15 protein-coding genes and 1 tRNA gene are annotated in these 12,477 nt (G+C 66.3%); 12 read left to right on the top strand and 4 right to left on the bottom strand.

The window, feature by feature from the left end; translation table 11 throughout:
- Positions 1 to 11: 11 nt before the first annotated feature.
- Positions 12 to 134, top strand: a complete 123-nt coding sequence (locus FHT98_RS26690; protein WP_282568660.1) for a hypothetical protein — start codon at positions 12 to 14, stop codon at positions 132 to 134.
- A 120-nt stretch (positions 135 to 254) separates the two neighbouring features.
- On the opposite strand, the gene FHT98_RS26310 is transcribed toward FHT98_RS26690, so the two are convergent.
- Entirely contained in the window at positions 255 to 422 is a 168-nt protein-coding gene (locus FHT98_RS26310; RefSeq protein WP_156407096.1) for a hypothetical protein, read from the bottom strand.
- A gap of 241 nt (positions 423 to 663) precedes the next feature.
- Between FHT98_RS26310 and FHT98_RS24520 the strand changes: the two genes are divergently transcribed.
- The gene (locus FHT98_RS24520) at positions 664 to 942 is read left to right on the top strand and encodes a hypothetical protein (RefSeq protein ID WP_142115594.1); all 279 of its coding nucleotides are present in this window, start codon (positions 664 to 666) and stop codon (positions 940 to 942) included.
- 53 nt (positions 943 to 995) lie between these two features.
- On the opposite strand, the gene FHT98_RS24515 is transcribed toward FHT98_RS24520, so the two are convergent.
- Positions 996 to 1,070: transfer RNA gene (locus FHT98_RS24515), tRNA-Lys, on the bottom strand.
- A 209-nt stretch (positions 1,071 to 1,279) separates the two neighbouring features.
- Between FHT98_RS24515 and FHT98_RS24510 the strand changes: the two genes are divergently transcribed.
- The 9 genes from FHT98_RS24510 (at position 1,280) to FHT98_RS24470 (ending at position 9,579) form a co-directional block, all read left to right on the top strand.
- Positions 1,280 to 1,522: an FtsB family cell division protein gene (locus tag FHT98_RS24510; RefSeq protein ID WP_248309304.1), complete on the top strand. Its 243-nt coding sequence runs from the start codon at positions 1,280 to 1,282 to the stop codon at positions 1,520 to 1,522.
- A gap of 174 nt (positions 1,523 to 1,696) precedes the next feature.
- Positions 1,697 to 2,794, top strand: a complete 1,098-nt coding sequence (gene pdhA / locus FHT98_RS24505; RefSeq protein ID WP_061967814.1) for a pyruvate dehydrogenase (acetyl-transferring) E1 component subunit alpha — start codon at positions 1,697 to 1,699, stop codon at positions 2,792 to 2,794.
- Positions 2,795 to 2,852: 58 nt separating this feature from the next.
- Complete coding sequence (locus FHT98_RS24500; protein ID WP_142115593.1) at positions 2,853 to 4,265, top strand: pyruvate dehydrogenase complex E1 component subunit beta; 1,413 nt, start codon at positions 2,853 to 2,855, stop codon at positions 4,263 to 4,265.
- A gap of 13 nt (positions 4,266 to 4,278) precedes the next feature.
- The gene (locus FHT98_RS24495) at positions 4,279 to 5,628 is read left to right on the top strand and encodes a pyruvate dehydrogenase complex dihydrolipoamide acetyltransferase (protein WP_142115592.1); all 1,350 of its coding nucleotides are present in this window, start codon (positions 4,279 to 4,281) and stop codon (positions 5,626 to 5,628) included.
- Between the two features lie 17 nt (positions 5,629 to 5,645).
- Positions 5,646 to 7,085 (top strand): dihydrolipoyl dehydrogenase, encoded by a 1,440-nt coding sequence (gene lpdA, locus FHT98_RS24490; RefSeq protein ID WP_142115591.1) that lies wholly within the window; start codon positions 5,646 to 5,648, stop codon positions 7,083 to 7,085.
- A gap of 191 nt (positions 7,086 to 7,276) precedes the next feature.
- Positions 7,277 to 7,615 carry a GlsB/YeaQ/YmgE family stress response membrane protein gene (locus FHT98_RS24485; RefSeq protein WP_142115590.1) on the top strand — a complete coding sequence of 113 codons (339 nt, stop codon included), beginning with the start codon at positions 7,277 to 7,279 and terminating at the stop codon, positions 7,613 to 7,615.
- 81 nt (positions 7,616 to 7,696) lie between these two features.
- A complete protein-coding gene (locus FHT98_RS24480; RefSeq protein WP_061967823.1) occupies positions 7,697 to 7,975 on the top strand; it encodes a GlsB/YeaQ/YmgE family stress response membrane protein in 279 nt (92 codons plus the stop codon).
- 101 nt (positions 7,976 to 8,076) lie between these two features.
- Positions 8,077 to 9,090, top strand: a complete 1,014-nt coding sequence (gene lipA, locus FHT98_RS24475; RefSeq protein ID WP_113585464.1) for a lipoyl synthase — start codon at positions 8,077 to 8,079, stop codon at positions 9,088 to 9,090.
- Between the two features lie 15 nt (positions 9,091 to 9,105).
- On the top strand, positions 9,106 to 9,579 hold the full coding sequence (locus FHT98_RS24470; protein WP_061967827.1) for a type II toxin-antitoxin system RatA family toxin: 474 nt from the start codon (positions 9,106 to 9,108) through the stop codon (positions 9,577 to 9,579).
- Positions 9,580 to 9,583: 4 nt separating this feature from the next.
- On the opposite strand, the gene FHT98_RS24465 is transcribed toward FHT98_RS24470, so the two are convergent.
- Positions 9,584 to 10,081 carry a CinA family protein gene (locus FHT98_RS24465; RefSeq protein WP_061967828.1) on the bottom strand — a complete coding sequence of 166 codons (498 nt, stop codon included), beginning with the start codon at positions 10,079 to 10,081 and terminating at the stop codon, positions 9,584 to 9,586.
- Between the two features lie 2 nt (positions 10,082 to 10,083).
- Positions 10,084 to 11,319 carry a bifunctional 2-C-methyl-D-erythritol 4-phosphate cytidylyltransferase/2-C-methyl-D-erythritol 2,4-cyclodiphosphate synthase gene (locus FHT98_RS24460; RefSeq protein WP_091859472.1) on the bottom strand — a complete coding sequence of 412 codons (1,236 nt, stop codon included), beginning with the start codon at positions 11,317 to 11,319 and terminating at the stop codon, positions 10,084 to 10,086.
- Positions 11,320 to 11,466: 147 nt separating this feature from the next.
- Between FHT98_RS24460 and dusB the strand changes: the two genes are divergently transcribed.
- Positions 11,467 to 12,456, top strand: a complete 990-nt coding sequence (dusB, locus tag FHT98_RS24455) for a tRNA dihydrouridine synthase DusB (protein ID WP_282568659.1) — start codon at positions 11,467 to 11,469, stop codon at positions 12,454 to 12,456.
- Positions 12,457 to 12,477: the final 21 nt, after the last annotated feature.

The raw sequence follows: 12,477 nt of genomic DNA, 5'->3' as shown, positions 1-12,477 counted from the left end.
GAGGTGTTCCGATGCCGACACTCCCTGTCACGCTTTCCGTCGACGAGCCACGCTTTCCGTCGACGAGCGCACGCTCGCGGCGCTCGATCGACATGTCGAGCTTCACCGGCAAGGCCGCTCGCGTGCCGATGTGATCGCGGAAATCCTTGTCGTCTGGGCGGCCAGTCCGGAGCGCTCGACGCCGCCGGACGAGGGTCTGCGCCCGGAGGAACTCAATGCGAGCAACGATTCCTGATATTGAGGAATGTGTGCCGTCAGTCGTCGGCGTCGTCACGGCGGAGTTCGAAGGCCAGCATGGCCTCCGCGAGGGCGTGCAGCTCCCGCTCCTTTTCCGCACCGTCAGGCATCGCGTTCAGCTCTTCCACCCGCTGCTGGGCACGGTCGTAGTCTTCTTCGGTGTGGATCACGATGGGCAGCTTCACGGGCGTGTTCTCCTGGGCAGCGAAGCGGGGGCGATGCCACGCTTCCATGACGATCGAACGTCTGCCGATGCCGATCCGAACGCAGGCCGGTCAAGCCGGTTCCGCTCGTTGCAGCCGCATGGCCGCCGCTCATCGGCAGCGGGTCATGTCCGGATGCCTTTTCCGCTTAAGCCTTCGGCAAGGCCGTAGCCGGCATCATGAGCGTTCCCGAGTTCGATGCAAGGCGCCGGAAGGGCAGGCGATGCGTAGGTTTCTGATTCCGGCCGCCCTGTCGGCGGCGATGCTCGCGGCGATCTGCGGGCCGGCATCCGCATTCTGGCAGCGCTCGCAGGTCTCGGCCTGCTCGGATGCCACCACCGATGCGGAGCGCGAGCGCCTGCGCTGCTGGGAGCTCAACGCCTATGCCGATCCGGGTTGGCCGGCGCTCGGGGCAGGCGGCGGCGCCTATCTGCTGCCGGGGCCGGCGAGCCGGCCGGCGCGCCCATACAAGGGTGGCGGCGTAACCCGGCGGCTTGGCTGAAAGATGTGAATCTGCGGGGGCGGCGCTGCACGGCAGCAGCAGCTATCCGGCTGTGGTGAGCGGGGTGGGGATCGAACCCACGACCACATGATTAAAAGTCACGTGCTCTACCACTGAGCTACCCGCCCTCACCGGCGCGGTGAATACGGAGCCGATTGGCCCCGGTCAACTCGTTCCGTGCAGATCGCACGATTTTGCGGTGGGGTTCGTCCGCTTCCGGATGCCCGCGTTAACCCGGCGGAAACCAAGCCGGCCTAGCGTTCCAGTCATGGTTATTCGCCGCGGACTCCGGTCTATCTTCGTGACATTGGCCCTCTACCTGGTCTCGGGGGCGGCCGTGGCCTATTTCATGTTCCACGCCCAGCACGGCGCACGCGGCCTCGAGGCGCGCGGCGCGATCCGGGAGTCGCTGCGCGACATGGAGGGGGAGCTTGCCACCCTCACGGCCGAGCGCAAATCCTGGGAGCAGAGACTCGCTCTGGTGCGCAACGAGGCCGTCGATCGCGATCTCCTGGAAGAGAACGCCCGCGAGATCCTCGGCCGGACCCATAAGAACGACGTCGTCATCATGGGCCGCTGAGGCAAAATACCTCCGCCGCTTAGTCGCAGACGTATCGATTAACTCAATTCCAGTTAAAACGTATCAACCCATGCTTTTCAATGGGTTAGATCATGTTGCATTGCGAGATAGCGTCCTCGCCAAGGTTTTTCCGATCCTCTACAACAATAGTCGGATGACCTTGGAGGACCGCCTATGGCTGTTGCTGCGCGTAAGTCGAAAGCTCCCGCTCAACCCAAAGCCGCTGCAAAGCCGGCAAAGGCCCGTGCGGGCAAGGAAAGCGCCGGCAAGGTCGGGGGAAGCCTCAGCAACACACCGACCTTCACCAAGGAAGAAGACCTCCACGCCTATCGCGAGATGCTGCTGATCCGGCGCTTCGAGGAGAAGGCCGGCCAGATGTACGGCATGGGCCTGATCGGCGGCTTCTGCCACCTCTATATCGGCCAGGAAGCCGTCGTCATCGGCATGCAGATGGCTTCCAAGGATGGCGACCAGGTCATCACCGGCTATCGCGACCACGGCCATATGCTGGCCTGCGGCATGGAATCGCGCGGCGTGATGGCGGAGCTGACCGGCCGGCGCGGCGGCTATTCGCGCGGCAAGGGCGGCTCGATGCACATGTTCAGCCGCGAGAAGAATTTCTATGGCGGCCATGGCATCGTCGGCGGGCAGGTATCGCTCGGGACGGGACTTGCCTTCGCCGACTGGTATCGCGGCGACAACACGGTCTCGATGACCTATTTCGGCGACGGCGCGGCCAACCAGGGCCAGGTCTACGAGAGCTTCAACATGGCCGAGCTCTGGAAGCTGCCGGTCGTGTTCGTGATCGAGAACAACCGCTATGCCATGGGCACCTCGGTCAATCGTGCCTCGGCCCAGACCGATTTCTCCCGCCGCGGCCTCTCCTTCAACATTCCCGGTGAGCAGGTCGACGGCATGGATGTCCGTGCCGTCCGCGAGGCCGGCCAGCGCGCCATCGAGCACGCCCGCTCCGGCAAGGGGCCGTATATCCTTGAGATGCAGACCTATCGCTACCGCGGACACTCGATGTCCGACCCGGCGAAGTACCGCTCCAAGGACGAGGTCCAGCGCATGCGCGAGGAGCACGATCCGATCGAGCAGGTCCGCGCGCGCCTGATCCGCGACTTCAAGATCGCCGAGGACGAACTCAAGGCGATCGACGCCAAGGTGCGCGAGATCGTCAACGATGCCGCCGAGTTCGCGACCCACGATCCCGAGCCGGATCCGTCGGAGCTCTACACCGACATCCTGCTGGAAGCCCCGCGGGGCTGATCGCCCCGCACTACCGGCCTTCATCCTTTTCCCCGCGTCTTAGAATCCGGGTGCGTTCATGCCGATCGACATTCTCATGCCTGCCCTTTCCCCCACCATGGAGGAAGGAAAACTGGCCAAGTGGCTGAAGAAAGAGGGCGATCAGGTCAAGTCCGGCGACATCATCGCCGAGATCGAGACCGACAAGGCGACCATGGAGGTCGAAGCCGTCGACGAGGGCGTGCTCGCCAAGATCCTCGTCGCGGATGGCACCGAGAACGTCGCCGTGAACACGCCGATCGGCGTGATCGCCGCCGAGGGCGAGGATGTTGCGGCTGCGGCCAGCGGTGGTGGCAAGGCTGCTGCGCCTGAAGCCAAGGCCGAGCCGAAAGCCGAAGCCAAGCCGGCGGAGGCCAAGAGCGAGGACGTGCCCGCCGCCAGCAAGCCGGACACCGTCCCGGCTCAGGCGAAGGCCTACGATTCCTCCTCGGAATTCCCCGCCGGCGCCGAGATCGTCAGCACCACGGTCCGCGAAGCGCTGCGCGACGCGATGGCCGAGGAGATGCGCCGCGACAAGGACGTCTTCGTCATGGGCGAGGAGGTCGCCGAGTACCAGGGCGCCTACAAGGTCACGCAAGGGTTGCTGCAGGAATTCGGCGCCAAGCGCGTCATCGATACCCCGATCACCGAGCACGGCTTCGCCGGCATCGGCGTCGGCGCGGCGCTCTCCGGCCTGAAGCCGATCGTCGAGTTCATGACCTTCAACTTCGCCATGCAGGCGATCGACCACCTCATCAACTCCGCCGCCAAGACGCTCTACATGTCCGGCGGCCAGATGGGCTGCCCGATCGTGTTTCGCGGCCCGAACGGCGCGGCTGCCCGCGTCGGCGCCCAGCACAGCCATGACTATGCGGCGTGGTACTCGAACGTGCCGGGTCTCAAGGTCGTGATGCCCTACAGCGCTTCTGACGCGAAGGGCCTGCTGAAGAGTGCGATCCGCGATCCGAACCCGGTGATCTTCCTCGAAAACGAGATCATGTACGGCAAGTCCTTCGACGTGCCGAAGGGCGACGATTTCCTGATCCCGATCGGCAAGGCGAAGGTGGTGCGTCCCGGCACGGACGTGACGATCGTCTCCTTCGGCATCGGCATGACCTATGCGCTCGGCGCCGCCGAGGCGCTGGCCAAGGAGGGCATCGAGGCCGAGGTCATCGACCTGCGCACGATCCGCCCGATGGATATCGAAACCGTCATCGCCTCGGTGCAGAAGACCAATCGCTGCGTCGCGGTCGAGGAGGGCTTCCCTCAGTCCGGCGTCACCGCCGAGATCGGCATGAAGATCATGGAGGCGGCCTTCGATTATCTCGACGCTCCCGTCGCCCGCGTCACCGGCAAGGACGTGCCGATGCCGTATGCGGCCAATCTCGAGAAGCTCGCGCTTCCGAACATCGGCGAGGTCGTCGCGGCGGCCAAGGCCGTCTGCTATCGCTGAGAGGGGCTGACCGATGCCGACCAACATCCTGATGCCCGCGCTCTCTCCCACGATGGAGAAGGGCAATCTCGCCAAATGGCTGAAGAAGGAAGGCGACACGATCAAGTCCGGCGACATCATCGCCGAGATCGAGACCGACAAGGCCACGATGGAGGTCGAGGCGGTCGACGAGGGCGTGCTCGCCAAGATCGTGGTGCCGGAAGGCACGGCCGATGTCGCGGTCAACGAGGTGATCGGCGTGATTGCGGCTGAGGGCGAGGACGCCAAGAGCGTGTCGGCTCCCGCCAAGGGCGACGCGCCGAAGGCGGAAGCTCCCAAGGCCGAACCTGCGAAGGCTGAAGCCGCCCCGGCGGCGGCTGCGTCCGCCAAGGCTGCCGAAGCTCCCGCCACATCCGCTCCGGCGAAGTCCGACGGCAGCCGCGCCTTCGCGTCGCCGCTCGCCCGCCGCATTGCCAAGGATGCCGGGCTCGACCTCAATGCGATCAAGGGCTCCGGCCCGCATGGCCGCATCGTCGAGAAGGATGTCGAGGCCGCCAAGGCCGGCGGGGGCGCCAAGGCTGCTCCGGCTGCGGCTCCCGCCGGGGCTCCGGCCGGCAAGCCTGCGGCTGCACCGCTCGCGAGCGGTCCCTCCGACGAGCAGGTCAAGAAGCTGTTCGCGCCGGATTCCTACGAGGAAGTCCCGCATGACGGCATGCGCAAGACGATTGCGCGCCGCCTGACCGAGGCCAAGCAGACGGTTCCGCATTTCTACGTCACCGTGGATTGTGAGCTCGATGCGCTGCTGAAGCTGCGCGGGGAGCTCAACGCCGCGGCGCCGGAGAAGGACGGCAAGCCGGCCTACAAGCTCTCGGTCAACGACATGGTGATCAAGGCGCTGGCGCTGGCGCTCAGGGCCGTGCCGGATGCCAACGTATCCTGGACCGACAACACCATGCTCAAGCACAAGCATGCCGATGTTGGCGTCGCCGTCTCGATTCCCGGCGGCCTGATCACGCCGATCATCCGCGATGCCTGCCACAAGAGCCTGTCGCAGATCTCCAACGAGATGAAGGACATGGCGGCACGTGCCAAGGCCCGCAAGCTGAAGCCCGAGGAATATCAGGGCGGCACGACGGCGGTTTCCAATCTCGGCATGTTCGGGGTCAAGGACTTCGCCGCGATCGTCAATCCGCCGCATGCGACGATCCTGGCGGTCGGCGCCGGCGAGCAGCGCGTCATCGTCAAGGGCGGCCAGCCGGCCGTCGCGACGGTGATGTCGGTGACGCTCTCGACCGATCACCGCGCCGTCGACGGCGCGCTCGGGGCCGAGCTTCTCGCAGCGTTCAAGGGCTATATCGAAAAGCCCATGGCGATGCTGGTCTGAGCGGCGGGAGAGATACCATGGCTGACTACGACATCATCGTCATCGGCTCCGGCCCCGGCGGCTATATCGCCGCGATCCGGGCGGCGCAGCTCGGCTTCAAGACCGCGATCGTCGAGCGCGAGCATCTTGCCGGCATCTGCTCGAACTGGGGCTGCATCCCGACCAAGGCGCTGCTGCGCTCGGCCGAGATTCTGCATTACGGCCAGCACGCCAAGGACTACGGCCTGACGCTGGAAGGCTCGTTCAAGGCCGATCTGGAGGCGATCGTGAAGCGCTCGCGCGGCATCGCCACGCGGATGAACAACGGCGTCCAGTTCCTGATGAAGAAGAACAAGGTCGACGTGATCTGGGGCGAGGCCAAGCTGACCAAGCCCGGCACGATCGCGGTCGCGCCGACCAAGAAGCCGGCCATGCAGCCGCAGACGCCGCCGCCGAAGAACGCCAAGGGCGAGGGCACCTATACCGCCGACCATATCATCGTCGCGACCGGCGCCCGGCCGCGCGCGCTGCCCGGTCTCGAGCCGGACGGCAAGCTGATCTGGACCTATTTCGAGTCGATGGTTCCGGCGAAGATGCCGAAATCGCTGCTCGTGATGGGCTCCGGCGCCATCGGCATCGAATTCGCCTCGTTCTACCGGACGATGGGCGTCGAGGTTACCGTGGTCGAGGTGCTGCCGCAGGTCGTGCCGGTCGAGGATGCCGAGATCGGCGCCTTTGCGCGCAAGGCCTTCGAGAAGCAGGGCATGAAGATCTTGACCGGAGCCAAGGTCACCAAGGTCGAGAAATCAGCCGACTCCGTCACGGCCCATATCGAGGACGAGAAGGGCGGCAAGCAGACGATCACGGCGGATCGCATGATCTCGGCTGTCGGCGTCGTCGGCAATATCGAGAACCTGGGTCTCGAGACGCTCGGCGTGAAGACGGATCGCGGCTGCATCGTCATCGACGATCTCTGCCGCACCAACGTCAAGGGCGTCTACGCGATCGGCGACGTCGCCGGCCCGCCGATGCTGGCGCACAAGGCCGAGCACGAGGCGGTGATCTGCGTCGAGGCGATCAAGGGCCTGCATCCGCATCCGATGGACAAGCTGATGATCCCGGGCTGCACCTATTGCCACCCGCAGATCGCCAGCGTCGGCCTGACCGAGGCGAAGGCCAAGGCCGCCGGCTACGAGATCAAGGTCGGCCGCTTCAACTTCGTCGCCAACGGCAAGGCCGTGGCGCTCGGCGAGGACAGCGGCCTGGCCAAGACAATCTTCGACGCCAAGACCGGCAAGCTGCTCGGCGCCCATCTCGTCGGCCCGGAAGTGACCGAGCTGATCCAGGGCTTCGTCGTCGCCATGAACCTGGAGACGACCGAGGAAGAGCTGATGCACACGATCTTCCCGCATCCGACCCTGTCGGAGGTGATGAAGGAAAGCGTGCTCGACGCTTACGGCAAGGTGCTGAACGCCTGATTTTTTAGAGCACGTCATGCTCGGGCTTGACCCGAGCATCTCGTGACGAGCGGGCGCCTGAGCCTCATCCGGCAAAGATTCTCGGGTCGTCGCTGTGCGCCGCCCGAGAATGACGACCTTGTTTCAAGAATGACGCCGATGCGCTGTGGCTGCCGCTTGGCGGCAGCCCGCCTGCGCTCCATATTGCGCCGATGCCGCCACGTACCCGCAAATCGCCCAAGCCCGATCGCGTCGTCCGCGACGAGGAGGTCGAGATCCTGCCGCCGCGCCGGACGCTGCCGCTCGACTGGAGCGTCATCGTGCCGACCGTCGCCTTCGGCACCGTCACGGGCTTCGCCGCGAGCCTGATCGTCGGTGGCGGCGGCGTGATCCGCCATGCGGTCGTCGGCGTCCTCGGCATGCTGGTCGGGCAGGGCATCGTACGCCTGACCGGCTGGCGCCTGAATACCGGCTATGGCTTCCTCGACGATGCCGGCATGGCGGTCATCGGCGCCATCCTGATTATCCTGCTGGCGCGTTTCATCGCCTGAGATACCATCACCCGTGGAACCGGCGGCAGCCGACGCCGTTGGGTACGCGCGCATTCGCGCATGGCTAGGGGAATATCCGCGATGGAAAGCTTTGCCGCCACCATGGCCCAGCCGGGCTATGGCTTCTTCATGACGCTGCTGATCGGCCTGCTTGCCGGCTGGATCGCCGAGCGCCTGACCTCGTCCGATCACGGCCTCTTCACCAATATGCTTGTCGGCGTCGCCGGCTCCTTCGTCGGCGCCAAGGTCGCGGAGCTCCTGGAGATTCCGGTCTTCGGCTTCTGGCGGACACTGGTCGCGGCGGTGGCCGGCGCGATCATCGTCATCGTGATCTGGAACGCGGCCCGCGGTCGCAGGTGAAGCTCTGTTGCCGGGGCCGGCAGTTGCGGCAGAGCGCTTTGGGGATTAGCTAGAGGGTGCCGGCTTTGGCCGGCTCCTGCTGTTGAAGCCCGGACCCTGTTATGGCGCTTGTTCTCGACCTGCTGAACCGCGATCCGCGGCCCAATGCCGGCAATCCGAAGGCGCAAGCCGCGGAAGTGCGTCATCCCGAGAAGCAGAAGCGGCCGGAGAACCCGGTGCTGCGCAAGCCGGACTGGATTCGCGTCAAGGCACCGGGCTCGCCGAAATGGGCCGAGACCAAGGCGATCGTGAAGGCCGAGAAGCTGGTCACGGTCTGCGAGGAGGCCGGCTGCCCGAATATCGGCGAGTGCTGGGAAAAGAAGCACGCCACCTTCATGATCATGGGCGACACCTGCACGCGGGCCTGCGCCTTCTGCAACGTGAAGACCGGCGTGCCCCTGCCACTCGATCTCGAAGAACCGCGCAAGGTCGCGGATGCCGTCGCCAAGCTCGGCCTCGAGCATGTCGTCATCACCTCGGTCGACCGCGACGACCTCAAGGATGGCGGCGCCGAGCATTTTGCCCAGGTGATCAAGGCGATCCGCAAGGCCTCGCCCGGCACCACCATCGAGATCCTGACACCGGACTTCCTGCGCAAGCCCGGCGCGCTCGAAGTGGTCGTGGCGGCCAAGCCCGACGTGTTCAACCACAATCTCGAAACCGTTCCAGGCAAGTACCTCAAGGTGCGGCCGGGCGCCCGCTATTTCCATTCGCTGCGCCTGCTGCAGCGGGTGAAGGAGCTCGACCCGACCATCTTCACCAAGTCCGGCATCATGGTCGGCCTGGGCGAGGAGCGGAACGAGGTGCTGCAGTTGATGGACGACCTGCGTTCGGCCGAGGTCGATTTCATGACGATCGGCCAGTACCTCGCGCCTTCGCGCAAGCACCACGCCGTGATCCGCTTCGTCACGCCCGACGAGTTCAAGAGCTTCGAGACCATCGCCTATGCCAAGGGCTTCCTGATGGTGTCCTCGACGCCGCTGACCCGTTCCTCGCATCACGCGGGCGAGGATTTCGCCAAGCTGCGTGCAGCGCGCGATGCCCAGATCGGTATCGGCCATAACAGCCGCGGCTGAGAAGGCGCGCCCTCGATGCCGATGTTCAACAGCACCCGCCGGGTGAGGCACTCGCCCGAGCAGATGTTCGCGCTCGTCGCCGATGTCGAGAAATATCCGCAGTTCCTGCCGCTCTGCGAGGGGCTGACGGTGCGCCGGCGTACACCCCGCGAAGGCGGCGGCGAGGTGCTGCTGGCCGATATGAGCGTCGGCTACAAGGCGATCCGCGAGACCTTCACCAGCCGCGTCACGCTCGATCCGACCAATCTCAAGATCCTCGTCGAATATGTCGACGGACCGTTCCGCTATCTGGAGAACCGCTGGACCTTCAAGCCGCATGAGGCGGGTTGCGAGGTCGGGTTCTTCATCTCCTACGAGTTCGCCAGCCGGATGCTCGGCCTGCTGATGGGCGCGATGTTCGACAAGGCCTTCCGCAAGTTTGCCGAAGCCTTCGAGAAGCGCGCCGATCTGGTCTATGGCCGCGGTACGGCGCCCGTGCTGGGCGCCTGAGCGGTCACGGCCCGGTCAGCACCGTCTCGCGCAGCAGGTCGAGCGCTTCCAACACGCTGAGCCGACGGATTTCGTCACGTGACTGCTCGCCGAAGCGCCGCTCGCGATGGCGCGTCCCGGAGGGGCCGGCGCAGGCGAAATGGACCAGCCCGACCGGCTTCTCGGCGCTGCCGCCACCGGGGCCGGCGACGCCGGTGATCGAGACCGCGAACGTGGCGTCGAGGCGTGTGCGCCCGCCCTCCGCCATCGCGCGCGCCACTGGCTCGCTCACGGCGCCGTGCTGCTCGATCAGGAGGATCGGCACGCCCGCGAGCGCGGCCTTGGCCTCGTTGGCATAGGTGATCAGGCCGCCCTGGACCATCGAGGACGAGCCGGCGATCGCGGTCAGCGCGCCGCAGACGAGACCGCCGGTGCAGGATTCGACCGTGGCGACGGTGAAGCCACGCTCCATGCTCATGTTCAGCAGTTCGGCCGCGAGCGAGCGGATATCGAGATCGAACATGGCTAGTCCTCCTCGGGCAGGCGGATCGTCGCAGTCGCCAGGGCGACGAGGCCTTCGCGTCGCCCGGTGAAGCCCATGCGTTCCGAAGTCGTTGCCTTGATCGCGACCTTGCCGAGGGGGAGGCCGACGATCGCCGCGATCTCGGCGCGGATGGCTTCGCGATGCGGGCCGATCTTCGGGGCCTCGCAGACGACGGTCAGGTCGAGGAAGTCGATCCGCCCGCCGCGCTCGCGGACCCGCGTGGCTGCAAAGGCGAGGAACTGGGCCGATGCCGCGCCGCGCCATTGCGGATCGCTCGGCGGGAAATGTGTGCCGATATCGCCGTCAGCGAGCGCGCCGAGCAGGGCATCGGTCAAGGCGTGGAGCGCGACGTCGCCATCGGAATGGGCGATGACGCCCTGATCATGCCCGATCCGGACGCCGCCAAGCCAGACATGGTCGCCGGGACCGAAGGCATGGACATCATAGCCGGTGCCGACCCGCGTCACGAGGGTTCTGCCGGGGTGCGCCGCGGCCCGCAGGAAATCCGCGGCATGCGTCAGCTTCACATTGGCCGGGTCGCCCTGGAAGGTCGCGACCGGATGGCCGGCCCATTCCATCAGCGCGGCATCGTCGGTGAAGCCGTGCAGCAGCGCAGCCTCGGCTGCTTCATGGGCGTCGAGCAGCGGCTTGAAGCGGAAGGCCTGCGGCGTCTGGACGGTGACGAGCTGGTCGCGCGGCGGGGTTTCGGCGACATGGCCGTCGGCGCTGGTGCGCTTCACGGTGTCGGTTACGGGCAAGGCGGGGATGGCGGCGATCGCACCGGCGCCAAGCCGGTGGATGGCCGCGCTGATCTGTGCGCGAGAGACGAAGGGGCGGGCCGCGTCGTGGACGAGCACGATGCCGTCGAAGCCCTCACGGGCAAGCGCAAGCAGGCCGCGCCGCACCGAGGCCTGGCGCGTCGCGCCGCCGAGCGTCGGGGCCGCAAGCCGGGAGCTGTCGATGCCGGCCATGGCATTGGTGTAGCGCGCCTCGTCGCCCTCGCCGATCACGACGGCGATGCGCGCGATCGAAGGCTCCGCCAGAAAGGGCGTCAGCGCATGGGCGAGAACCGGACGTCCCTCGACGAGGCGATATTGCTTCGGCTCGCCATCGCCGGCCCGCAGGCCGCGGCCAGCCGCGACGAGCAGGGCAGCGACGGGCTGGGGCGCATCGGAGTGACGGAGCACGGTGCTGGATTCTGGCTGCAAGCGGGTCATGGCCGCATGGCATAACCAATTCTGCTGCGATGGGGCAGGGGGTGCGACGCTGTTGCAATGCAGCATTTCTCTCTAGGCGCTTGCGCTCCCGCAGCATTGTCCAATAAATATGCATCCAGAGAAATGCCTTAAAAGCAGGCTGACCCTTTGGACATCGCAGGTATCCCGATCGCGTCCCGCGCCTTCCTGGCGCCGATGTCCGGCGTGACCGATATCGTCATGCGCCGGCTCGCAGCCCGCAGCCATGCCGGAATCGTCATATCCGAGATGGTGGCCTCCGACGAATTCGTGCGCGGCAGCGAGGAAGCGCGCATCCGCGCGGAGGGCGAGGGCGTGTCGCCGCATGTCGTCCAGCTCGCCGGCTGCGACCCTTACTGGATGGGGGAAGCGGCGCGGCTGGCCGAGGCCAACGGCGCCGATATCGTCGACATCAATATGGGCTGCCCGGCCAAGAAGGTGACGGGCGGCTGGGCCGGCTCCGCCCTGATGCGCGATCTCGATCATGCCGTCGCGCTGGTCGAGTCTGCGGTTGCCGCCACCAGCGTGCCGGTGACGGTCAAGATGCGGCTGGGCTGGGACGACGCCTCCCGCAACGCTCCGGAGCTTGCGCGCCGCGCGGTTGCCGCGGGTGCGCGGATGATCACGGTCCATGGCCGGACGCGCCAGCAATTCTACAAAGGCAAGGCGGATTGGCAGGCCATCGCGGCGGTGCGCGCTGCCGGAGATTTCCCCCTGGTGGCCAATGGCGACATCCATGACGTTGCGGATGCGCGGGACTGCCTCGCGCAGTCGGGCGCCGATTTCGTCATGGTCGGGCGCGCTGCGCTTGGCCGGCCCTGGCTGGTCGGCGAGATCGGCGCAGCGCTCGACGGGCGCGCGTTCCGCCGGCCGACGCTGGCCGAGAAGCTGGCGCTGGCCTGCGAGCATTACGAGGGACTGCTTGCCTTGATCGGCGTTGCGCATGGCGTGCGTCATGCCCGCAAGCATCTGGCTGCTTATGCGGATGATGCCGTCGCCGATGGCTGCCAGCCCGATGCCGAGCTGCGCCGCAGCCTTCTGACCTCGGATCAGCCCAAACAGGTCCTCGCGGCTCTGGCGGGGCTGTTTTCGACCGACCGCAATCGTGAAGCCGCTTGAGCCGAGGGGATGAGGCGATGA

It is taken from the genome of Allobosea sp. AK1, assembly GCF_006714945.1.
In the GTDB taxonomy this organism is placed as follows: domain Bacteria; phylum Pseudomonadota; class Alphaproteobacteria; order Rhizobiales; family Beijerinckiaceae; genus Allobosea; species Allobosea robiniae.
This window is presented reverse-complemented; position numbering and strand designations above follow the sequence as displayed.

Bases quoted from the DNA above. Each gene is read 5' to 3' on its own strand.
- FHT98_RS26690 (WP_282568660.1), top strand. From the start codon at position 12: ATGCCGACACTCCCTGTCACGCTTTCCGTCGACGAGCCACGCTTTCCG.
- FHT98_RS24520 (WP_142115594.1), top strand. From the start codon at position 664: ATGCGTAGGTTTCTGATTCCGGCCGCCCTGTCGGCGGCGATGCTCGCG.
- pdhA (WP_061967814.1), top strand. From the start codon at position 1,697: ATGGCTGTTGCTGCGCGTAAGTCGAAAGCTCCCGCTCAACCCAAAGCC.
- FHT98_RS24500 (WP_142115593.1), top strand. From the start codon at position 2,853: ATGCCGATCGACATTCTCATGCCTGCCCTTTCCCCCACCATGGAGGAA.
- FHT98_RS24495 (WP_142115592.1), top strand. From the start codon at position 4,279: ATGCCGACCAACATCCTGATGCCCGCGCTCTCTCCCACGATGGAGAAG.
- lpdA (WP_142115591.1), top strand. From the start codon at position 5,646: ATGGCTGACTACGACATCATCGTCATCGGCTCCGGCCCCGGCGGCTAT.
- FHT98_RS24485 (WP_142115590.1), top strand. From the start codon at position 7,277: ATGCCGCCACGTACCCGCAAATCGCCCAAGCCCGATCGCGTCGTCCGC.
- FHT98_RS24480 (WP_061967823.1), top strand. From the start codon at position 7,697: ATGGAAAGCTTTGCCGCCACCATGGCCCAGCCGGGCTATGGCTTCTTC.
- lipA (WP_113585464.1), top strand. From the start codon at position 8,077: ATGGCGCTTGTTCTCGACCTGCTGAACCGCGATCCGCGGCCCAATGCC.
- FHT98_RS24470 (WP_061967827.1), top strand. From the start codon at position 9,106: ATGCCGATGTTCAACAGCACCCGCCGGGTGAGGCACTCGCCCGAGCAG.
- FHT98_RS24465 (WP_061967828.1), bottom strand. From the start codon at position 10,081: ATGTTCGATCTCGATATCCGCTCGCTCGCGGCCGAACTGCTGAACATG.
- FHT98_RS24460 (WP_091859472.1), bottom strand. From the start codon at position 11,319: ATGACCCGCTTGCAGCCAGAATCCAGCACCGTGCTCCGTCACTCCGAT.